Source organism: Allobosea sp. NPDC055332, from assembly GCF_053645455.1.
This window is the reverse complement of sequence record NZ_JBSHMO010000005.1, coordinates 575,588-596,985: the sequence shown is the minus strand read 5'-3', so window position 1 is coordinate 596,985 and position 21,398 is coordinate 575,588. Positions and strand designations below refer to the sequence as shown.

Genomic DNA, 21,398 nt, shown 5'->3' with positions numbered 1-21,398 from the left:
AGTCGATCAAGGAAATCGATCATGCTCGATGCACTCACCCTCGACCAGATGCGGACCTTCGTCAGCGTCGCCGAGGCCGGCAGCTTCCGCGCGGCGGCGACACGGCTGTCGCGGGCCCAGTCCGCCATCAGTCACGCCATCGCCAATCTGGAGGCGCAGCTCGGCCTTTCGCTGTTCGACCGGTCCGGCCATCGCCCAGCCCTGACGGCGGAAGGGCGAGCGCTGCTCGCCGATGCAAGGGAAGTCCTGCTGCGCGTCGGCGCGCTGAAAGCCCGCGCGCATGGTCTCAGCAAGGGCGTCGAGATCGAGCTGTCGCTGACGATCGACGTGCTGTTCCCGTTTCCACTGATCGGCGCAGCCCTTGCCGGCCTGCGCGAGCGTTACCCGTCGGTCTCGATCCGGCTCGCCATCGAGCCGCTCGGCGGGCCGATCGCAGCGCTGCTGGAGCGGCGCAGCGCCCTTGCCATCACCGTCGGCGAGAATTTTCGCGATCCGCGCATCGCGATCGAGGCGCTGACTTCTATCGAGATGATCGCGGTGGTCGCGGCGACGCATCCACTCGCGCGAGCCCGCGAAGGACGGCCGCTGACCCGCTCAGAACTCGTCGGACATCTCCAGATCGTGCAGATCGACCCGACGCCGATCTCGGGCGCGCAGGATTTCGGTGTGCTCTCGCCGCAGACCTGCCGCGTTACCGGACAGGACACCAAGCATGCGATGATCCTGGCCGGGCTCGGCTGGGGCCGGCTGCCAAACTGGCTGATCGAACGCGATCTCGCGGAGGGAAGGCTAGTCAGGGTCGCAACCAGGGCGCTCGGCCGGAATGCGCAATTGCCGGCGGAAGCCTATCTCGCCCATCGCCTCGACGAGGCGATGGGCCCGGCCGCGCGCGCCTTCGCCGAAGCGCTGGCGCGGCTCTGCGAGATCAGAGCGCGACCTTGAACGCGGCTTCCGTCTTGGCCTTGATCTCGTCGAGGGTGACGCCCTCGGCGAGCTCGATCAGCGTCATGCCGCCGCCGTTCTCGTCGATCGCGAAGACGCCGAGATCGGTGATCACCATGTCGACGACACCAGCGCCGGTCAGCGGCAGGTCGCAGGCCTTGAGCAGCTTCGGCGATTCCGAGCCGTCCTTGTTCTTGGCGACATGCTCCATCACCACGACGACCTTCTTGACGCCGGCGACGAGGTCCATGGCGCCGCCCATGCCCTTCACCATCTTGCCAGGGATCATCCAGTTGGCGAGGTCGCCATTCTCAGCGACCTGCATGGCACCGAGGATGGAAAGGTCGATATGGCCGCCGCGGATCATGCCGAAGGAGTCGGACGACGAGAAATAGCTCGTGGTCGGCAATTCGGTGATGGTCTGCTTGCCGGCATTGATCAGGTCAGGGTCCTCCTCGCCCTCATAGGGGAAGGGGCCCATGCCGAGCATGCCGTTCTCCGACTGGAGCTGCACGCTCATCCCATCGGGAATGTAGTTCGAGACGAGGGTGGGGATGCCGATGCCGAGATTGACGTAGAAACCGTCCTTCAGCTCCTTGGCTGCGCGAGCGGCGATCTGTTCACGGGTCCAGGCCATGTGCTGATCTCCTCTTTAGGCCGTTTCGCGCTTGCGCACGGTGCGCTGCTCGATGCGCTTTGCCGGATTGGCGACATGCACGATGCGCTTCACGAAGATGCCGGGGGTGTGGATCTGGTCGGGATCGATCTCGCCGGCGGGGACGAGATGCTCGACCTGCGCCACGGTGAGCCGCGAGGCGCTCGCCATCATCGGATTGAAGTTGCGCGCCGTCTTCCGGTAGACGAGGTTGCCCTCGGTATCGCCCTTCCAGGCATGGACGATGGAGATGTCGGCGAAGAGGCCGCGCTCCATGATGTAGCGCTCGCCGTCGAATTCGCGCTCCTCCTTGCCCTCGGCGATCAGCGTGCCGACGCCGGTCTTGGTGAAGAAAGCGGGGATGCCGGCGCCGCCGGCGCGGATGCGCTCGGCCAGCGTGCCCTGTGGGTTGAATTCGAGTTCGAGCTGGCCGGAGAGATACTGCTCAGCGAAGAGCTTGTTCTCGCCGACATAGGACGAGATCATCTTCCTGATCTGCCTGGTCTCGAGCAGGATGCCGAGACCGGCGCCGTCGACACCGGCATTGTTGGAGATGAAGGTCAGGTTCCGGGCGCCGGAGTCGCGGATCGCCTCGATCAGCGTATCGGGAATACCGCAGAGGCCGAAACCGCCGGCCATGATGGTCATGCCGTCCTTGACGACGCCGGCGAGCGCCGCTTTGGCGTCGGGAAAAACCTTCTTCATCGGGATGCCTTCGTCGCTGGATGGGAGGGCTCAAAAACAACTAGCCGAGCGCATGGTGCAGTTGCAACATGCGCCGCTGACGCGCCCTTCGTGCGACGATGCGCAGTCCCGGGCCGCCACGGCGAGACATGACAGCCCGGCCCGGCCGATGCTACCAAACGGCGCGCCCTGCCTTCCGGAGCCACGCCCGTGCCCGCTTCCCGCTCCATCCTGCTGATCATCGGCGGCGGCATCGCCGCCTATAAGTGCCTGGAGCTGATCCGGCGCTTGAAGGATCACGGCATCGCCTGCCGCTGCATCCTGACCAGGGCCGGCGAGCAGTTCGTCACGCCGCTCGCGGTCTCTTCGCTCGCCGGCGAGAAATGCTTCACCGACCTGTTCTCACTGACCGACGAGGCCGATATCGGCCATATCGCCCTGTCGCGCTCGACCGATCTCCTGGTCGTGGCGCCTGCCACTGCCGATCTGATCGCCAAGATGGCGAACGGCCATGCCGATGACCTGGCGTCTACAGCGCTCCTGGCCACCGACAAGCGCATCCTGATTGCCCCGGCGATGAACCCGAAGATGTGGGAGCATCCGGCGACGCGGCGCAACATGGCGACGCTGCAGCAGGACGGTGTCCTCGTCGTCGGCCCCAATTCCGGCGCCATGGCGGAGCGCGGCGAGAGCGGGCCCGGCCGCATGGCCGAGCCGCACGAGCTCCTGGCGGCGATCGAGATGGCGCTCGCCGGCGACGCCCGGCAGCAACCCTCGATCGGCTTCCTCGGCCGTTTGCCCGGCGGTGCGCCTTCCGGCCCCAAGCCGCTTGCTGGCAAGCGCGTGCTCGTCACCTCCGGGCCGACGCATGAGCCGATCGACCCGGTGCGCTATATCGCCAACCGCTCCTCCGGCAAGCAGGGCCACGCCATCGCGGCAGCCGCCGCTGCAGCGGGCGCGCAGGTGACGCTGATCTCCGGGCCAGTGACCATTGCCGACCCGGCCGGCGTCACCACGGTCCATGTCGAGAGTGCCCGCGACATGCTGGCGGCAACCGAGGCAGCACTGCCCGCCGATCTCGCGATCTTCGCCGCCGCCGTCGCCGATTGGCGCACCGCCGACGCCGCCGGCCAGAAGATGAAGAAGGACGGCAGCAAGCCACCTAGCCTCGCTCTGGTCGAGAACCCCGACATTCTCGCGACCATCGCCGCGCGCGAGATCGACCGGCCGGCCCTGGTCGTCGGCTTCGCGGCCGAAACTCAGAACGTCGTCGATTATGCCCGCGCCAAGCTGGCGAAGAAGGGGTGCGACCTGATCGTCGCCAATGATGTCGGCGGCACCGGCGTGATGGGCGGCGACGTCAACACCGTCCACCTCGTCAGTACCGACAGCGTCGAAACCTGGCCGACCTTGCCCAAGGCGGAAGTGGCAACGCGCCTCGTCGCGCATTTCGCCGATCTGCTGACGCAGAAGGGCTGACGAACAATGACGACGCTCCGCATCCGGCGCCTGCCGCACGCCCACGGCCTGCCGCTGCCGGCTTATGAGACAGCCGGCGCCGCCGGGCTCGACCTGCGTGCCGCTCTACCCGACGGACCGCTGCAGCTGGAGCCGGGCGCGCGGCTGCTCGTGCCGACCGGTCTCGTGCTCGAATTGCCTGAGGGCACCGAAGGCCAGGTCAGGCCGCGTTCGGGCCTGGCGCTGCGCCATGGCGTCACCCTGCTCAATACGCCTGGCACGATCGATGCGGACTATCGCGGCGAGGTCAAGGTGATCCTGATCAATCACGGCCAGGAGGTCTTCACCGTCGAGCATGGCGATCGCATCGCCCAGCTCGTCGTCGCCGCGGTGCTGCAGGCGGGAATCGTCGAGGTCGAGGAACTCAGCGACACCACGCGGGGCGCTGGCGGCTTCGGCTCGACAGGCATGAGCGATGCCGCCCCGCGGCAGGTGGCCGGAGGCAAGGCATGATCCAGCTCTCGCGCCGCAGCCTGCTCGCGGTCACCGCGGTGGTCGACATCGCCCTGCATGCCCGGCCCACCCCGGTCGCGGCCAAGGCGCTGGCGGCCCGGCACGAATTACCGCCGCGCCATCTCGAAACCGTATTGCAGGCGCTGGTCAGGGTCGGCATCCTCAAGGGCGTGCGCGGCCCGCGCGGCGGCTACGAGCTCGCCAGGGAACGCCGCCGCATCACCGCCGGCGAGATCGTGCGCGCCGCCATGCAGGCCAATGCCGACGAAACCCTGCCGCCGCTGCCGCGTTCCGCCCTGGTAGATGCTGTGGTCGACCCGATGATGCAGCAGGCCATGGAGGCATGGCTCGCCAGGCTCGATGCCGTCACCGTGGCCGATCTCTGCCGCGAGGCGGAGGAGCGCGCTGCCACCGGGAAGCCGACAGCCGACACAGATTTCACGATTTAGTTCGTTAAATATTTCATTCCTCGACATATTTTGTGATTTGATGCTAGCTTGAACCCAGGTTCTCGATCCAAGACTACCTGCCAGGATCACCAGCAAGGGAGGCCGTCATGGCCGATGCAGCGCAGAAGCCCGCCCATGTTCCCGGCCGCGGCCGCGTCTACAATTCGATCACCGACACGATCGGCGACACCCCGCTGGTGCGCCTGAACCGCCTGCCGGCCGAACGCGGCGTCCAGGCGACGATCCTGGCCAAGCTCGAATTCTTCAACCCGATCTCGAGCGTCAAGGACCGTATCGGCGTCTCGATGATCGACGCGCTCGAGGCTTCGGGCGCGCTCAAGCCGGGTGGGACGCTGATCGAGCCGACATCGGGCAATACCGGCATCGCGCTCGCCTTCGTCGCCGCGGCGCGCGGCTATCGCCTCATCCTGGTCATGCCCGAGACGATGTCGCTCGAGCGCCGCAAGATGCTGGCCTTCCTCGGCGCCGAGCTGGTGCTGACGCCCGGCCCCGGCGGCATGCGCGGTGCCGTCGCCAAGGCCGAGGAGCTCAAGAACGAGATTCCGGGCTCGATCATCCCGCAGCAGTTCGAGAACCCCGCCAACCCCGCGATCCACCGCAAGACCACCGCGGAGGAGATCTGGAACGACACCAATGGCGCCGTCGACATCGTCATCTCCGGCGTCGGCACCGGCGGCACCATCACCGGCGTCGGTCAGGTGCTGAAGGCGAAGAAGGCTTCGGTGAAGATGGTCGCGATTGAGCCGGAGGATTCACCGGTGCTGTCGGGCGGCCAGCCCGGCCCGCACAAGATCCAGGGCATCGGCGCCGGCTTCGTGCCGGGCATCCTCGATCGCGGCGTCATCGACGAGGTCGTCACCGTCGGCAACCAGACCGCCTTCGAGACCGCCCGCGCGCTCGCCAAGGCCGAAGGCATCCCGGCCGGCATCTCCTCGGGCGCGGCCATCGCCGCGGCGCTAGAGGTCGGCGCCCGGCCGGAAAACGCCGGCAAGACGATCGTGGTGATCATCCCTTCCTTCGCCGAGCGCTACATCTCCAGCGCATTGTTCGAGGGTCTGTGATCCCAGCGAACCTGCAGATTGTCCGGGTCAGCGAAGCTCTCCCGGACGATCTGCCTGCCTTGCAGAACGAAGCGGCAGCCGAGGGCTACCGCTTCGTCGAAGGCGTCCTGGAAGAATGGGATGCCGGCCGTTATGCGGTCGAAGACGAGCGCAATACGCTGCTCGCCGTCTATCGCGACGGAATCCTCGCGGCGATCGGAGCGCTGACGCCCGACCCCTATGACCCCGCCTCCGACCTCCTGCGGGTCCGCCATGTTTATGTCCGGCTCGGCAACCGGCGCGAGGGCGTCGGTCGTTTCCTCGCCGGCGCGCTGATCCAGCAGGGCCTCGCGCTCGCGCCACGACTCTCGCTCAACGCCGCCGATGCCGGCGCCTCCGCTTTTTGGGAGGCGATGGGCTTCCGGCCAGATACCGGCGGTACGCGCCGCAGCCATCTGCTGACGCGCTGAGGCGTTCAGCTCCGGAGCACGATCCGGTTGCCCCAGGGGTCGGTCGTGGAGGCAGCATCGCCACCGGAAGCCGCCATGCGCCGGCTCAGCGCTGCACGAGCCTCCTCGTCGCGCGAGACCAGTTCGAAGCTCGCAAGACCCGCCTCATTGTCCCGGCGCGGACCGGCGCCGCGGCTGTGCCAGGTATTGGTCGCGATGTGATGATGGTAGCCGCCGGTCGCCAGGAAGCTCGCGCCGGGATAGTGCACCATCACCTCGAAGCCGAGCGCATCACGATAGAAGCCCTCGGCCTGTGCGACGTCGCCGACGCGCAGATGGATATGGCCCATCACGGTGCCGTCCGGCATGCCGGCATAGGCGTGCCCGTCAGCGTCGCGCAGCAGTGCGTCGAGATCGAGCCGCTCGGTCGCCATCTTGAGCCGGCCGCCGTCGAGCCGCGGCCACTCGGCGCGACTGCGGTCGCGGTAGATCTCGATGCCGTTACCCTCGGGATCGGAGAGATAGAGCGCCTCGCTGACGAGATGGTTCGAGGCGCCTTCCAGCCCGATGCGCGTCTCGGCGGCATGCCGCAGCCAGTTGCCGAGGTCGCTGCGCGAGGGCAGCAGGATCGCCATGTGGAACAGACCGGCGGCCGAGGACGGATGCTGTGCGCCGGCCTCCAGCTTCACCAGCGGTTCACCGCCGGCGCCGAGCACGGCATGATCGGCGTCCTGGCTGATGACCGAGAGCCCGATCGCGTCGCGATAGAATGCCGTCAACCCGGGGAGATCGCGCACGCGCAGGCTCACCGCTCCGATATGGACGGGCGCGTCGAGCGCTTCGTTACGAACAGGTTGGGCCAAGGCATCTGTGGCAGTGGACATGGAATTGCTCCGAACTTGCGGGCGGCCACGCCGCTCTCCGGCAAAATGGGGCTTTCAGCCGCGTTTGTCGTCCCCACACGTGGCAAGTCCGAGATTGCGCTCACGCAATCGAAAACTGCAGATTGATTACTGGGAGCGGCAACAACGCTGCCCTGCTCGATTTCGGGGCAGCCGGATAAGGCTCAGGTGGTGCGGCCGACCTCGCGCGCCACGTCCGAAAACGGCCGCATCGCACTGTCTGGCCGCGTCGCGATCGACAGGAAGCGGGCGGCGAAGGCGAGCGAGTCGCGCTGGCTCGGGCTGAGCTGCTCGCAGCGCTGCCTGTCGGAGAGGCCGGTCTGCTCGGCCTGCGTCAATGCGGCCTTGAGCTCGGCTTCGCTCAGGGCGCCCGAATTCACCAGTGAGCGCAGCACCGCGGTGAAGGCGAGCAGCATGCCTTCGAGCTGGAGATTGGCGACGTTCATCTCGTCCTCCCGACGCTTTTGATCGGGCGGTCGGACGGCCACCGGACAAGCCTGCGCCGGGGGCCGTTCGTCTGCGCCCGGCGCATCTTGGCATGTCGGGCCGGTCAGGGCGACCGGCTTATCCGTTCAGGCTGCCTGCGGCTGCTCGGCCGGCGGCAGATAGGCGCCCTGGAAGGTCGTCATCACATGCGCGACCATCTCGCGGGCGATGTGGAGCTGATCGTCCTCGAAGGCGATCGCCCGCGGCGAGTTGAGCACGATCTCGTAGCTCGGGAAGTAGTCGACATAGTCGAAGCGGCGGAACAGCTCCTCGGCCACGGCGCGCAGCAGCGATTTCGAGGCGCTGTTGGCGACGATCACGTCGGCATCCTTGAAGGTCGCGCCAAACGGCACCGGCGAGACGGTGACGACGAAGCGCATCTCCGGATTACAGTGCTCGCGGATCAGCCCGATGATGTCGAGCATGTCGGCCAAAGTCGCGTCATAGCCATAGTCGACGAAGCGGAAGCGCTCCGGCATGCGCTGCAGCCAGCTCGGCCCGGGATGGGCATTCATGGCGATCCCGGTCTCGGCATCGAGCCAGGTCTCGGTCAGGCCGAGGGTGAAGAAGCAGATCTTCGCCTGCTTGATCGTCGCCGTCGCCTCGGTGAGGCGCTTGCGATTGGCGAAGGCGGTGTCGCGGTCGAGCAGCTTGAGGCCGCTGGCATGCGGATCGAACCATTGCCCCGGCGCAAGCTCGATCAGTCCGTCATTGGGATAGCTCTCGCCGCGCAGCACGCGCTTGAGCTCATGCGTCATCGAGCGGACCGAGTACTTGTTGAGCGCGCCGCGGGAAAGCTGGCCACGATCGGCGCCACCGCCACGGCCGGTCTCCTCGTCCCAGCTCTCGAAATGCTCGGCCGGCACGCCATGGCCGCGCAGCAGCAGCGGCAGGCCGCGCATCATCAGGAGGTTCTCGACCTCGCGCGCGAAGCACGAGCCCATGGTGAAGATCGGCCAGGTCGGGTCAATCTTGAATTTCGGCTTGTGCTGGACAGCGAGATAGTTGCCGGTGGTCAGCCGCTCCTTGGCCATCTTCTCGGGCTTGCCCGAGATCCAGCCACGCACGGGGTTGCCGCGCATGATGGTAAGGGCAGTGCCGGCATCGTATTCGATCTTCATCGATCGTCTCCTGGTTCGTGCAAACCTCTCGGCTCGACGCTGCGGACTTTGGGGAAGTCTCGTAAGCTCGCCGGGCTCGCTGATGGCCCGGTGACCTCCGGGCGTTTCCTCCAACCGGCGCGATCTTAGCCGCGCCGGGTCTGTTCACATGCGGTGGGGAATGCCGTTACGGTCGAGGAAGCCGCGCATCCGGTCGTAGGAGGCGGCATAGCTCTTCGCGAGGTTGTTCAGCGCCGCTTCCTGATAGACGGCGCGCCAGCCGCCTTCGGCCAGCGCCGCCTCCGGCACGACCGGGATCTTCAGCGTCTCCGCCAGCTCCTGGCTGCGCGTGTCATAGGCGACCAGCACGCCGGGCACGCCATGCGCGACCGCCGGCAGCACGCCGTGCACGCGGTAGCCGACGGCAAGATCGATCGAGCGGGCGAACTCGTCATAGCGCTCGACATCGAAGAAGGAGAACAGCTGCTTCTCGTAGATGCGTCGCATCGGCGCATCGTCCGGGCCGTCCCACCACTTCGTCTTGACGAACTCCGCGACCGCCTTTTCCTTGGCGGCGCCGTCGCGCAGGAAGAACGCCTTCTCCTCCTGCTCGCCATGCGAGGACATCACCATCTCGCTCTGGGCGTCGACCTTGAGCAGCGCGGCCTTCTGGTTGCGCAGATAGGCCTCGGGATCGGCGGTGTAGCTCTTGTCGGCCTCGCGGCGCAGGCTGAAGGCGACCTTGCGGATCTCGCGCTGGTCGGGAATGCGGATTTTGAGGTCGCGGTTGCGGGTGCGGAAGATCGAGGGGCAGCCGACGACCTCGACATTGCGGATGCCGTTCTGGCGCAGGGTCTCGGCGCTGAAGGCGCCGCGCACGCCGATCGAGGCGCAGCGCTCGGCGACGATCGACCAGAAGCGCTTCGAAGGCTCGGGTAGCTCGATCTTGCGGTTCTGGCTCGCCTGCGCGCCGACGCCGATGGCGTAGACCGGCAGCTTGACCCGCTCCAGCACCTCGACGGCGCGGAACCACTCCATGTTCTCGTGAATGAAGTTCGAGCCGCGCACGAAAACGAAGTCGAATTCGCTGGCATAGCGCTCGATGTCGGCTTCGGTCGGCGACATGATCTTCATCGGCTCCAGATGCGCATAGCGCAGGAGCTTCAGCGTCGAATCGTAGACGATCATGTCGCCGATGTTGAAGTAGTCGGAGAGCAGCTTCTCCATTGGCGCGCGGTACCAGCGCACCTTGTCGTGCTCATGCACCTCGCCGGCCGGATAGATCACCAGCGCGCGCAATTTGGTCTCGGTCGCGATCGGGCGCAGATTCGAGCCCGGGGCGAGCGTGCCTGTGGCTGCGTCGGCGATCGCGACCGAGTGGGGGCGCCCATTGGGCATAGCTGGAAGCGGGATCGTCAGCTCGGCGACATCGGCGTCGCTGGTGATGATCGCGCCGGGATGGATGGTGGCGTAGTCCTGCCCGTCGAGCAGCAGCTTGAGGGCCGGCCAGCTCCGGTCGGGCCGGCGCCCGATCGCGACGACGACCTCGCCGGTGGTAGCGCGCAGGATCTTGATGGCGTTCTCGGCCGAGACCACGGAGCCGAGATTGAGCACGGGCGCGTTCATGGCCCCTCCTTCACAAACTGAACCTTGAGGCGGACCAGGTCACGGTCGGGACCGAGCTTGCAGTCGGCGACCTTCATCCTGGTCATGAAGAGGTAGGCCTCGTCGCCGGTCGTCTCGAAATTGCGCGAGCGCGAGGCGGGGTCGGCGAGGGCGCCATAGCCGTAGCGCAGCCGGTCGCTGCAGTTCTTGCTCCACATCGTCGGCTGCACCATCAGGGTCTGCAGCGGCGACCAGCGGATCAGGTCGTCGGACCAGCTATAGGCGACGCGGCCGCCGGCGATGTTCTGGCTCGGATCGGGGCCGAGATGGAGGAGCGCGAGCCATTTCCCGCTCGGCTCGTGCCGGGTCAGCGAGCCCACGGTGGTCGGCAGGGGCTTGAGCGTCTGGCAGGGCCGCGCCTGGCTGAGGTCGTCGCGATAGGGGTCGACGGCGCGGATCGTGAAATCCTGCCCGTCATAGGCGCGCCAGGAGGTCGGGTCCTTGATGTTGGTCGAGCGGAACAGGCAGACGCCGTTCTTCTGGCCCTCGCCGCCAGTGGTCATGATCAGCGCATACCAGGCGCCGTCCTTCTGGACGATGTTGGAGGGGTTGAAGAAGCCGCGATGCCGGCCCTGGCCGACCTCCTGAGGGAAGCCGGGAGCCGCCACCAGCGGGCGCGGCTCGTCGGTCTTGAAGCTGAGGCCGCCATCGCTGGAATGGGCAGCGGTGACGACATTGTACCAGCAGCTCATCGCATCCTTGAAGCGGCAGGCGCCGGGATGCTTGTCGGCATGGTACTCGGCGTGCACGAGCGCCTCGACAGTGCGGCCATCGCCGGTCCAGGTCGCGGCGATCCAGCTCTTGTCACTGAACTGGCTGGGATCGGCGCTGCTCTTCGCCTCGAAGGAGACGGCGCAGCTCTTGCGGATCGCGCCGAGATTGCCGCCGATCAGCGGCCGGCTGCGATAATGGCTGGCGAAGGCGACGACCTCGCCCTTGTTGTCGCGGAAGGCGCGCAAGGGCGCATCCGGCAGGTCCCATTCCTCGCAGCGCTCCCGCGCCCAGGAGACGACCGTCTCCTCCCTCGCGTCTGGAGCGATCTCCAGCCGGTATCCGGGCCCTTTCGGACCCGGCGCCTGTTGAGCGAGGCCGGCGACGGGAGCGGCGACTGCCAGCAATACCGCCGGCAGCCAGGCGAAGGCGCTGCGAAGGCTCCTCATGCCACCTTCCTTTCCGGCTCGGGAGCCGGCGGAGCGGACGGAGCGGCGGCCGCAGCGGGCCTGGCCATCTTGTGGTCGACCCTGTTCTCGCTGAGGAAGGCGCTCATCGCGCCATAGGTCCGCGCATAGGCCGCGTTGAAGCGGTCGAAGAGCGTCTGGTCCCAGTACTCTTCCAGCCTGAACGGCTTGTCGCCGAAGACGTCGACGCTCGGGATCTGGAAGGTCTCGGCGAATTCGACGGTGCGGCTGTCATAGGTGAAGTAGATCGAGGGCGTGCCGTTGGCGAGCGCCATCAGATTGCCGTGCAGGCGATAGCCGAGCACGAGATCGAGCTTGCGGACGAGCTGCTCGTAGCCGGCGACGACATCCGAATAGAACATCCGGTCGCGGTAGAGGCCTTCCATCTGCTCATCGAGATACCAGGCCATCGCCCAGCCGTTCTCGCGCAGGGCGGCCATACCCTCCTGCTTCTGCTCGGGCGTGCCGAGAGCGAGCTTTTTCTCCTCGACCTCACCCTGCGACATCAGCGTGACCTCGAAGCGGTCCGCCATCGCCTTCACCAGGTCGCGGTGGAAGGTCAGGTAGCGCTTGATGTCCTTGGCGTAATGCTTGGAGACCTCGCGGCGCAGCGTGACGCCGACCTGTTTCACCGCATCGAGCGCCGGCAGGCGGATGGCGAGGTCCGGCCGGTTGTTGCGGAAGGCGGTCGGGCAGCCGATGATCCGCGCATTCTTGATGCCGAGCTCGTGCATCACCTCGGCCGAATAGGTGCCGCGCACGCCCACCGAAGCGGTCGAATCCGAGATCAGCTTGAGGACGGTCTTGCTGTCCTCGCTGAGCTCGAGCTTGCCGCTGACCGGGGCCTGCGCCCCGATGCCGAAGGCGAGCACCGGCAATTTCAGCCGGCGCAATACCTCGGCGGTGCGGCTCCAGTTCATCCCGGCATGGACATAGTTCGAGCCGCGCAGGAAGACGTAGTCGAACTCGGCGTTGAACCGGTCGATCTGCTGGGGATCGATGCTGGTGATCGGCAATTCCTCAAGCTTCTCGAAGTTGAGCAGCTTCAGCGAGGAATCGAAGACGAAGGCGTCGCCGATATTGTGATAGTGGTTGATGTGGCTCTGCAGGTCGGCGTGCCGGTACCAGCGGACATTGTCGTGGTCGTAAACCTCGCCCGAAGGGCTGATAACGAGGATGCGGGCCATGGTTGCGTTCTCCCTTCTTGTGTCCGCGCGGCTCACGCGATCATCGGCGCGGCGGCGCGATTGGCCGGAGCCGGCATGCCCCGCTCGGCGATCAGGCGCTGGTAGAGCGCAAGATGCTGCTCGGCGCAGTCGACATGGCTGAGCGGCTTCTTGATGCCTGCGCGCAGGCGCTCCCAGAGCCCGGGCTCGCTCAGCGCCCGGGTCATGCAGTCGACGAGGTCTTCCGGGCTGCCGGAGCGGAAATGCAGCCCATCGACCTCGTCGGTGATCTTCTCGGCCATGCCGCCGAGATTGCTGGAGAGGATCGGGCGGCCGTGGAAGAAGGCCTCCTGGATCACGATCGGCGAGTTCTCCCACCAGACCGAGGGCATCACCACCCAGTCGACCGAACGCATCAGGTTCGGCATCTCGTGGTTCTGAAAGGGGCCGCAGAAGCGTACGCGTCGCCCGGCCGCCTCGACCAGATCGGTGAACTTCTTCTTGTAGGCCTCGGGCTGGCGGTCGAGGTTGCCGCCATAGACAAGCAAGACACTGTCCTCGCCCCAGACGGAGTCCGGGATGCGGGTGACGGCGTCGATCAGCACGTCGGCGCCCTTATAAGGCGTGAGCTGGCCGAAATAGGCAAAGCGCGAACGCCGTCCGTTCGCTTCGGGCCCCGGCCGCGGCGGCGCGACCTCGGCGACGTCGATGCCGTTCTCGATCACCGAGAAGCGCTCGGCCGACAGGCCCCATTGCTGGTAGCGCTCGGCCAGGAAACGGCTCGGCGAGATGAAATGGTCGGCGAGGTTGAGGATGCCCTTGATGAAGGTCTCGCGGGCAAGGAAGCGCGACGGCGAGATGTCCGGGAAGCAGGCATTGCAGTCGCTCGGCGAGGCCCGGTAGCAGAGCTTGAAGGCGCCGGTCTTCACCATCTGGCCGTGATGGTGGCAGATCGAGAGATATTCGTGGAAGGTCACCACGATCAGCGCATCCGGCAGCGTGTCGCGCACGGCAAACAGGCATTCGAGGCCGAGGCCGATGAAATGGTGAAAGTGCACCACGTCGGGCTTGAGGTCGCGCAAGACGCGGACGAAGTCGCGCTCGATCTCGTCGGTGGCGCGGTTCGAGAGCAGGAAGTGGTCGTACTCCTCGGCATAATAGAGCAGTTCGCCGCCGCGCTGGCGCAGGCTCATCAGCGCCGTGCCGGCATGGCGCGGCGTCGGCGCGCCGACCCGGGCGAGGTAGTGCGTGTCCACCTCGCTCTTGGCCTGGAAGCCCTTATGCAGGTTGTAGGAGGCGACTTCGGCGCCGCCAAGCGAGAAGGAAGGGTGGCCGTGCGAGACGACGAGGATACGCATGCTCATCCTCTCATGTTGGAAATGGCCAGCGCCCAGCGCCGGTCAAAACTGGTGCGGTCGGCAAGGTTGATCAGCGCGCCGACATGCGGACGGGTCTCGGCGTCCTCGACGACATAGACCTCGACCTCGGGCACCCAGAGCGAGGGGACGCCGTTCATCCGCAGCTTCAGGCAAAGATCGAGGCCCTTCTCACTGGGCGTGAAGTAGCTGCGAGAGAAACCATCGACCTCGAGGAAGGCGTTGCGCGACATCACGCAGCATTCGGTGGCGCCGGCGGCGACCTCCATCGGCCCGAGGCTGCCGATTGCATCCAGGGGATAGCCGACGAAGCGGTTGTAGACGCGCCGGTTGGCGCCTTCGCCTTCGAGCCAGGCGCCGGCCCAGCGGATCGAATTGTCCTCGAACAGCAGGGTCGGGCTGGCGACGCATTGGCCGCCGCGGCCGCGATAGGCGCGTTCGAGCCGTCCGAGCCAGCCGGGCATACGGATCTGGGCCGCGCCGGAGAGCAACGCCACCGTCTGGAAGCGGCTGGCGCGCACGCCCGCCTCCAGCGCGTCGCAGGTATCCTCGACTCCCTCGACCACGATGAGCCGGACCTGGAGCCCGTAGAAGCGCGCAAGCCGGCGCGCTTCGGCACCGAGCCGGTCGAAGCTCTCGCCGGGGGCGGCGACCACGATCGGCAGCGACCTGATTTCCGGGTCGATCGCGAGCAAGGCGAACAGGCTGGAGAGCTCGCGCTGGCGCTGGTCGAGGCCGATCACCAGGCCCATGGCGGCATCGGCATTGAAGCGGCCGATATCGTGCGTCTCGATCGCCTTGGGCGGCGTGATCTCGGCGGCTTGCAGAGCCGGGGCGATCTGCTTCTCGACCACGGCGGTCGCGGTCGAGGAGCGTGGGTCGAGCAGGCCGAAGACCCGCTCCAGTGCGCGCCGCGCCGGGTTGCGTCCAGGCGCCAGCGGCAGGAAGGCCGGGCCGTGACCTTCGACCTCGAATTCGAGATAGAGCGGCTGGCCGGGCTCCGGCAGCAGCTTCGGCGCGAAGACGATGAAGCCGTGGCTGTTGCGCCGGCTCGCCATGGCCGGCCCGAAACGCGGATCCTCGGCAAAGGCGGCGGTGACGTCCGGTCGCACGGCGCGCGTCCAGATCGCGTCGATGGCGCAGGACTGCGTGCCGCTGCGCAGAACGACATTGCCGACCTGGCGTTCGGGGTCGAACAGCCAGCCGATGATCAGGACGCCGCTGCCCTCGACGATGGTGGCGTCGTCGATGCCGGCGCGCACCGGCTGCTCGAGGAAGGAAATGGTATCGCGCCCGTCGAAGCGCTGCGACGCATGTTTCAGCTTCTCGGTCGTCGCCGGCGGCGCGGTGCCACGCTGTAGGCCGTCGCGCAGATGGCCGGGCACGGTGATCTGCTCGAGCAGGACATGGCGGTCATAGACCTCGAGCGCCCGCCAGCCGTCATTGGCGCGAAAGAACAGTCGCTCGATCTCGCTGGGATGGCGGATGGCGCAGTCTTCCAGCAGGCCAAAGAAGCCGCAGGCGCCCTCGCCGAGATCATCGCGCTCGAAGGTTCCGGCCTCCAGCACGGCAGGCGACAGCCCGCCATGGGCGATCAGCAGCTTGGTCCGCCCGGCCGTAAAGTTCGAGGTCCAGCCTTGCAGGAAGATGCCCTCGTCGAGCGGGCCCATCACCTCGACGAAGCCGCCGGGCTTGGCGACGGATTGCAGCAGCATGCCGACGGCACGCAGGCGGCGCGGGTTCGATTTGCCGGCGAGCAGCACCTCCAGCAGCCCGTCGACGACGGTCGGGAAGGCCTGGCCGGCCTCGTCGGCGAGCGCGGCGAGGAAGGCCTGCAACGGCATTGGCTTCGGCGCCAGGATCAGGCGCAAGGGGCGGCCGGGCCGGCCGAGCAGGATCGCGCCGGAGCCGGCACGGTCCGGCGACGGAGCCGGCGCAAGGCAGAGGAAGCCGGTGGCATGCGCAGCATCAGCCTGCGGCCGACGCCAGGTCAGCGCCATGGTCTCGACCCGGTTGCGCGGATTGCCGTCGACCGCGACCGGCACCTTGCCGGGCAGCGCGTCGCAGGCGCTCATCACCAGGATCGCGTTCTCGCCGAGCGGGGTCCAGGCGACGGTCGGCGCCGGGCTGAGCATGGTCCGCTCGGGGATAATGACCTCGTTCATCGCCTCACCTGCCCATCAGCATGACGGTGAGCGTGACGAAGGAGAGCACCGCCGACAGGCCCGAGAGGAAGCCGAGCACGACGGTGACCTGCCGGAGCGGTGCCTTCGCCTCCTTGCGGATCGCGACGAGCCGGTCGTCGAAGGCGCGCAGCGTCTGGTCGAAGCGCATCTGGAAGACGTCGATCTCGCCGAGGCGAGACGCGATCGCGCCATTGCCCTCGACCTCCTCCGATTGCCTCACCTCGGCCTCGCGCTGGCGATGCTGCGCCAGCTGCACGCCGAGCTCGCCGACCTTGTCGAGCAGTTCCTTCTGGGTCAGCTGCGAACGCCGCTGCAGCGCGATCAGCGCCTCGACCCGGTCGAAGAAGCGGGCGAGCGGCACGGCGATCGCCGCTTCCGCCGCGAGCTCCGCCGCCGGCGGCAGGCGCAATTCGAGCTCGGCGCCGGTGCTCGGCGAGATGCCGACGATGGTCAGCGCCTCGCGTGCCGCCGCCGTGCGGTCGTCGAGCTCCATGGCGAAGGCGTGCCGGCCGTCGCCGATGCCGTTGCGTCGCAGGTCGATGCGGCCCTGGTCGGCGACAGCTTCCTGCACCTTGAGCCCGTTGCGCATCAGGCGCACGGTCAACCGTTCCTCGGGACGGGCCTCGTCCCAGATCCAGCCATGCAGCCGGTTGCCGTCGAGCGCGTCGACGCGCCCGTTGAGTTTCGCCGGGGTCTCGCTCGCTTCGCTCACGGTACCGTCCGGACTGTGCATCGTCGTCATGCTGGTCATGCCGCCTCCGCCAGTTTGAGTTGATCGAACAGGACAAGATGCGCCTGCGCGCAGTCATCCATGCCAGGTTGGGAATCGATGCCGTCGACAAGGCGGCGCCAGAGCCCGTCCTCGCTTGCGGCGCGGCGCATCACCTGCGCGAGCTGGCGCGGATCGCCGGGGCGGGCGTGCAAACCGTCGACGCCGTCGCGCACCATCTCGGCCATGCCGCCGATATTGCTGGTGATCACCGGCCGCAGGTGCTGGAAGGCTTCCTGGATGACGAGGGGGGCGTTCTCGTACCAGATCGAGGGCATCACCACCCAGTCGACCTCGGCCATCAGCGCCGGCATCTCGTCGCGGCGATAGGGGCCGCAATGCGTAACTTCCGCGCCCGCTTCTGCGAGCGCCTTGTCGAGCGCGGTGGTGAAGGCTTCGCTCTGGAACGGCGCGCCGCCATGGATGCGCAGTTCGAAGCTGTCAGCGCCCTCGTCACGTAGGAGCTTCGCCGCCTGTAGCAGCGGCAGCGCGCCCTTCCAGGGATTGAGGTTGCCGAAATAGCCGAAGCGGTTGCGTGGGCCGTGAGTATGCCGGTGCGGCACTGGCATCTGCGCCGGCCGGGCATTGGCGACGACCTCGATCTTCTCAGCCGGCAGGCCCCAATCGACATAAAGCTGGCGCAGGAAACGGCTCGGGGCGACGAAGCGGTCGACGGCCGCCAGATGCGTCTTGAGGAATCGCTCGCGCAACAGGAAGCGGTCCGGGCCGATCTCCGGGAAGCAGCCATGGCATTTGGCCGGCGAAGCGCCGGTGCAGCGCTGCCTGTCGCTGGCGCGCACCATCAGCCCGTCATGGTGGCAGATCGAATAGTAGTCGTGCAGCGTCATCACGATCGAGGCCTGCGGCAGCAGCCGCCGCGCCAGCGCCAAGAACTCGGCGCCGATCAGCACGAGATGATGGATGTGGATCACGTCCGGCCGGAACTCGGTCAACAGCGAGCCGAGGTCCTGCAAGGTGCCGTAATGGTCGATCTGGCTGAGATGGAAGCGGTCGAAATGGCCGCTCCACAACAGCAGGTCGCCATCCGCTCCCGTCGCCTGGAAGGCGGTGCCGGGATGTGGCTGGCGATGGATCGCATTGGTCGCACCGAGGAACAGCACCTCGCAGCCTTCGCTGCGATAGGCGCTCGCCAGGTCATGGGCGAAGATCTCGGTGCCCCCCGGATGCAGGTCGGGGTGGTTATGGGCGATGACGAGGATGCGCCGGCTCATCGCTGGACTCCCGGCTTCACCGCGATCAGCAGGTCCTGGTAATGGGCCGCGCTCTGGCCGCGCCAATGGCCGGGGTCGAGCCGCTCGACCGCGAGGCCGGCTTGCGTGGCATGCTCAAGCAGGAAGCCAGCATCGATCCCGGCGGCGGCCAGCGGCGCCTCCTCGATCGCGTACCAGCCGGGTCCCTCCCCCCAGCGCCGGAACTTCAGCCGTTCCTGGCCGGTGCTCTGGCCGTCGAGCGCGAAGGCGGTGAGGAAGAGCCGTCCGCCCGGGGCGAGCAGCCGCGCCGCCTCGCCAAGATAGACCACCAGCTCGTCAGGCGGCAGATGCGTCGCCACCGAGGTCATGGTGATGAAGTCGAAGCTCTGGTTGGCGAAGCCGAAGCGCACCTCGTTGCCCGGCAGCGAGCCCTGCGGGTTGTAGAGGGGGTGGGCGATGTCGAGGCGCTGGAAACGGAAGCGCGGATAGGCCGGCGTGATCGTCTGGGCGCACCAGAGGATGCCGTCCATCACCGGATCGACGCCGTCATAGCTGCCGCGCTCGGGGTCGAGATACTGCGTCAGCGGCACTGCCATGCGGCCGATGCCGCAGCCGATGTCGAAGACGCGCTCATGCGGCTTCAGCCGGCCGATCCGGACGAAATGGCCGAGGAACTCGGCGCCGATGGCGCGATAGTCACCGTCGCCGACGAAGATCGAATCCGGCGGCGGATGCGGCAGGAAGCGATTCGTCTGGACATGGGCCATCAGCCAGGCGAGATCGGGCGTCATCGGCCCGATCGCGGGAGCTGCTTCCAGAGTGGTCTGTCGCAGGGCGAGGGTCGCCGTCATGCCGCTGTCGCCCTTCTGAGATTGGCGCGGGAGAGGAAGAATTCGGGATCGGGGCTCAAGGTCGGCGCCGGCGCAGGCTCCTGCGCCGCCGGCTTGTCGACCGCCGCCATCAGCGCTTCGATCTCACTGTCCCAGCGCCTGGTCTGGAGCCATGAATTGTGCTGCGAGGCGACCCCGCGTGTGTAGTCGAGGCTCTTCGAGATTGACTGGCGCTCGAGATGGTAGAGCTGGACGCTCGGGACATAGACGATGCCGAGCCCGGCCCGGGCAATCTTGAGGCAGAGATCGCTGTCCTCGTAGTCGCCGATCACGTAAGCGTCGTCGAAGCCGCCGATCTCCATGAACAGCGCCCGCGGCATGACGATGCAGGCGCCGGTGACGCCGGGCACCGGCCGCTCGACATTGGCCGGCGCGTAGCCGCTCGGCATGCCCTTGAAGTAATGATGGTTGAGCCAGGTGCCTTTACTGTCGCGCTTGAAGTAGAGCCCGGCATGCTGCAGCGAACCGTCGTCATAGAGCAGCTTGGGACCGACCGCGCCGGTGCGCCGATGCGGTTCGAGCCGCTGCAGAAGCGCCGGCAGCCAGCCCTCGCTGTCGGGAATCACGTCGGAATTGACCAGCGCCAAGGCCTGGCCGCGCGACGCGGCCGCACCGGCATTGCAGGCGGCCGAGAAGCCGCCATTGCGGCCCATGACCACGAGCTGCATCGGCAGCCCGTAGGCGAGGAAGAGCCCGCCGAGCAGATGGGCGACCTCGGCTTCGTGCTCGGGCGAATCGAGCACGTAGACCAGCTCGGCCTTCTCGGCGAACCAGCGATCGGCCGCGAAAGCGCAGATCTGGACGCGCAGGAAATCGTAGACGCGGTAGAGCGGGATCACCACCGAGACGGCAGGGCTTGCCGGTCCCTTGCCGAAGCTCTTGATCCGCGGCTCCGGCAGGCTCACCCGCAGCGCCTCCTGGCAGTCGGCGAGCACGGGCGCGATCGTCCGCTCCAGCATCCGGGCGGTCAGGTGCTGCGGCGGGATTGCGGCCAGCGCCCGGGCGCGGATGGCGACGGCGTCCGCCGGCTGCACATTCGGACGCAGCGACAGCACGGTACCGGATTTCAGCTTGAGCTCGAGCCGCGGCTGCAGCACTGGCGCGCCGGCAGCATAGCCCGGAATGAGTGCCGCAAAGCCGGTGGCGCGCTTGACGTCACCATTGGAGCCGGCCGGCAACAATGCGGGGAAGTGTTCCAGTCGCTCCAGCACCGGCGTCGGCTCGCCCTCGGAGCGATGCAGCAGCATCTCGTCGAGCAGGCCTTCGGCGTCGCGATACCAGCCGCCGAGCAGGAGCCCGGCCGGCGTCGTGACGGCAAGGTCGAGCTCGGCCGAGGGCAGGTCGTCACTGCGGCGCACGGTCTGGACCGCAAGCGGCAGCCGCCGCTGCATCTCGATCGCCAGCAGGCGGCCCTGCTCGGAGAGGCCGGAGAGCTGTTCGACCAGCCAGCTGCGCAGACCATCGCGCTGGCTGGCCTTGCCGGCCCACCAGCGACCGAGCGAGGGGATGTCCTGCCGGGCGGCGACGGAGCGGACGATGAGGCCGGATTCAGCCTGCAGGATCAGCAGGCCGCCGGCCTGCGGCGGAAAGGCGTCGACGATCAGATGCAGCGGCCGGTTGCCGGCACGATCGGCGCGGCCAAGCCGCGGCCGGCCTGGCAGGCGCGCGAGCCCGCCGGTATCGAGCCGATAGGCGGTGCGAATGCCCGAGAGGCGGCCGGGAACCGCCGCTTCCAGCAGGACCTTGCCTTCGGTGAGCCGTGAGACCGGTGTCGCAGCGGAGGGCTTGCGGGCGAGAATCAGCAGGAACTGGCGCAGGAAACCGAGATAGCCGGCGGCCTGGCTGAGCCCGAACAGAGTTGGCCAGTGACCGACCAGGGCGTTGGCGAGCATGCGGCGCGCGTCCGGCGTGGCGTCCCGGACGAGATCCTCCGCATCGGCCATGCCGTGGACGAGATCGGGATCGAAACGCGCTGTGGTGTCGCCGCCCGGGCTGTCGTCGGACAGGGTCGCGACGACCTCGCCGGCACCGCCGTGACGGAAGACGACGACGACGCGCATGCGCCCATCGGCGAGAGGAAGGACGACCGAACCGGAAGCAAGGCGCTTCTCCTGCGCCGCGAGCATGATGCGCGGCCGCGAGAGCACGGGAGCTTCGATGGTCCAGCTCAGCAGGAAGACCGAGCCGCTCAGCCTGGAGAGATGCAGCTGCGGGCTCAGGCCGTCCGCCACCGGCGCGGGCGCGAGAGAGAGCATGAA

General features: G+C 67.4%; 20 protein-coding genes. 6 read left to right on the top strand and 14 right to left on the bottom strand.

What is annotated here, in order from left to right:
• Positions 1 to 21: 21 nt before the first annotated feature.
• Positions 22 to 942 (top strand): LysR family transcriptional regulator, encoded by a 921-nt coding sequence (locus tag ACWIGM_RS28360; RefSeq protein WP_454029310.1) that lies wholly within the window; start codon positions 22 to 24, stop codon positions 940 to 942.
• Here the strand turns inward: ACWIGM_RS28360 and ACWIGM_RS28355 are convergent.
• On the bottom strand, positions 926 to 1,579 hold the full coding sequence (locus ACWIGM_RS28355; RefSeq protein ID WP_454029309.1) for a CoA transferase subunit B: 654 nt from the start codon (positions 1,577 to 1,579) through the stop codon (positions 926 to 928). The two genes, ACWIGM_RS28360 and ACWIGM_RS28355, sit on opposite strands and share 17 nt — an antisense overlap.
• 15 nt (positions 1,580 to 1,594) lie before the next feature.
• The gene (locus tag ACWIGM_RS28350; protein ID WP_454029308.1) at positions 1,595 to 2,302 is read right to left on the bottom strand and encodes a CoA transferase subunit A; all 708 of its coding nucleotides are present in this window, start codon (positions 2,300 to 2,302) and stop codon (positions 1,595 to 1,597) included.
• Positions 2,303 to 2,491: 189 nt separating this feature from the next.
• On the opposite strand from ACWIGM_RS28350, the gene ACWIGM_RS28345 reads away from it, so the two are divergent.
• The 5 genes from ACWIGM_RS28345 to ACWIGM_RS28325 all read left to right on the top strand — a co-directional run bounded on the left by ACWIGM_RS28345 (position 2,492) and on the right by ACWIGM_RS28325 (position 6,232).
• A complete protein-coding gene (locus ACWIGM_RS28345) occupies positions 2,492 to 3,760 on the top strand; it encodes a phosphopantothenoylcysteine decarboxylase domain-containing protein (RefSeq protein WP_454029307.1) in 1,269 nt (422 codons plus the stop codon).
• Positions 3,761 to 3,766: 6 nt separating this feature from the next.
• On the top strand, positions 3,767 to 4,252 hold the full coding sequence (gene dut, locus ACWIGM_RS28340) for a dUTP diphosphatase (RefSeq protein ID WP_454029306.1): 486 nt from the start codon (positions 3,767 to 3,769) through the stop codon (positions 4,250 to 4,252).
• Positions 4,249 to 4,701, top strand: coding sequence for an RrF2 family transcriptional regulator (locus tag ACWIGM_RS28335; RefSeq protein WP_092157356.1), 453 nt, complete (start codon positions 4,249 to 4,251; stop codon positions 4,699 to 4,701). The genes dut and ACWIGM_RS28335 overlap by 4 nt, the downstream gene beginning before the upstream one ends.
• 107 nt (positions 4,702 to 4,808) lie before the next feature.
• Positions 4,809 to 5,783, top strand: a complete 975-nt coding sequence (cysK, locus tag ACWIGM_RS28330; RefSeq protein WP_454029305.1) for a cysteine synthase A — start codon at positions 4,809 to 4,811, stop codon at positions 5,781 to 5,783.
• Entirely contained in the window at positions 5,780 to 6,232 is a 453-nt protein-coding gene (locus tag ACWIGM_RS28325; protein WP_454029304.1) for a GNAT family N-acetyltransferase, read from the top strand. The genes cysK and ACWIGM_RS28325 overlap by 4 nt, the downstream gene beginning before the upstream one ends.
• 5 nt (positions 6,233 to 6,237) lie before the next feature.
• On the opposite strand, the gene ACWIGM_RS28320 is transcribed toward ACWIGM_RS28325, so the two are convergent.
• From ACWIGM_RS28320 to ACWIGM_RS28265, 12 genes are all read right to left on the bottom strand, one after another.
• On the bottom strand, positions 6,238 to 7,095 hold the full coding sequence (locus tag ACWIGM_RS28320; protein WP_454029303.1) for a VOC family protein: 858 nt from the start codon (positions 7,093 to 7,095) through the stop codon (positions 6,238 to 6,240).
• A gap of 182 nt (positions 7,096 to 7,277) precedes the next feature.
• Positions 7,278 to 7,559: a hypothetical protein gene (locus ACWIGM_RS28315; protein WP_454029302.1), complete on the bottom strand. Its 282-nt coding sequence runs from the start codon at positions 7,557 to 7,559 to the stop codon at positions 7,278 to 7,280.
• Positions 7,560 to 7,685: 126 nt separating this feature from the next.
• Positions 7,686 to 8,720, bottom strand: a complete 1,035-nt coding sequence (locus ACWIGM_RS28310) for a GSCFA domain-containing protein (RefSeq protein WP_454029301.1) — start codon at positions 8,718 to 8,720, stop codon at positions 7,686 to 7,688.
• 144 nt (positions 8,721 to 8,864) lie between these two features.
• Positions 8,865 to 10,325, bottom strand: coding sequence for a polysaccharide pyruvyl transferase family protein (locus ACWIGM_RS28305; RefSeq protein ID WP_454029300.1), 1,461 nt, complete (start codon positions 10,323 to 10,325; stop codon positions 8,865 to 8,867).
• The gene (locus ACWIGM_RS28300; RefSeq protein WP_454029299.1) at positions 10,322 to 11,524 is read right to left on the bottom strand and encodes a hypothetical protein; all 1,203 of its coding nucleotides are present in this window, start codon (positions 11,522 to 11,524) and stop codon (positions 10,322 to 10,324) included. Before ACWIGM_RS28300 ends, ACWIGM_RS28305 begins: the two co-directional genes overlap by 4 nt.
• Entirely contained in the window at positions 11,521 to 12,729 is a 1,209-nt protein-coding gene (locus ACWIGM_RS28295; protein ID WP_454029298.1) for a polysaccharide pyruvyl transferase family protein, read from the bottom strand. The genes ACWIGM_RS28300 and ACWIGM_RS28295 overlap by 4 nt, the downstream gene beginning before the upstream one ends.
• Positions 12,730 to 12,761: 32 nt before the next feature.
• Positions 12,762 to 14,066 (bottom strand): glycosyltransferase family 4 protein, encoded by a 1,305-nt coding sequence (locus tag ACWIGM_RS28290; protein ID WP_454029297.1) that lies wholly within the window; start codon positions 14,064 to 14,066, stop codon positions 12,762 to 12,764.
• Between the two features lie 2 nt (positions 14,067 to 14,068).
• Complete coding sequence (locus ACWIGM_RS28285) at positions 14,069 to 16,249, bottom strand: glycosyltransferase family 2 protein (RefSeq protein WP_454029296.1); 2,181 nt, start codon at positions 16,247 to 16,249, stop codon at positions 14,069 to 14,071.
• A 4-nt stretch (positions 16,250 to 16,253) separates the two neighbouring features.
• Positions 16,254 to 17,021, bottom strand: a complete 768-nt coding sequence (locus ACWIGM_RS28280) for a hypothetical protein (RefSeq protein ID WP_454029295.1) — start codon at positions 17,019 to 17,021, stop codon at positions 16,254 to 16,256.
• A complete protein-coding gene (locus tag ACWIGM_RS28275; RefSeq protein WP_454029294.1) occupies positions 17,018 to 18,271 on the bottom strand; it encodes a glycosyltransferase family 4 protein in 1,254 nt (417 codons plus the stop codon). Before ACWIGM_RS28275 ends, ACWIGM_RS28280 begins: the two co-directional genes overlap by 4 nt.
• On the bottom strand, positions 18,268 to 19,101 hold the full coding sequence (locus ACWIGM_RS28270) for a class I SAM-dependent methyltransferase (RefSeq protein ID WP_454029293.1): 834 nt from the start codon (positions 19,099 to 19,101) through the stop codon (positions 18,268 to 18,270). The genes ACWIGM_RS28275 and ACWIGM_RS28270 overlap by 4 nt, the downstream gene beginning before the upstream one ends.
• Positions 19,098 to 21,395 carry a glycosyltransferase gene (locus ACWIGM_RS28265; protein WP_454029292.1) on the bottom strand — a complete coding sequence of 766 codons (2,298 nt, stop codon included), beginning with the start codon at positions 21,393 to 21,395 and terminating at the stop codon, positions 19,098 to 19,100. Before ACWIGM_RS28265 ends, ACWIGM_RS28270 begins: the two co-directional genes overlap by 4 nt.
• Between the last annotated feature and the right edge of the window lie 3 nt (positions 21,396 to 21,398).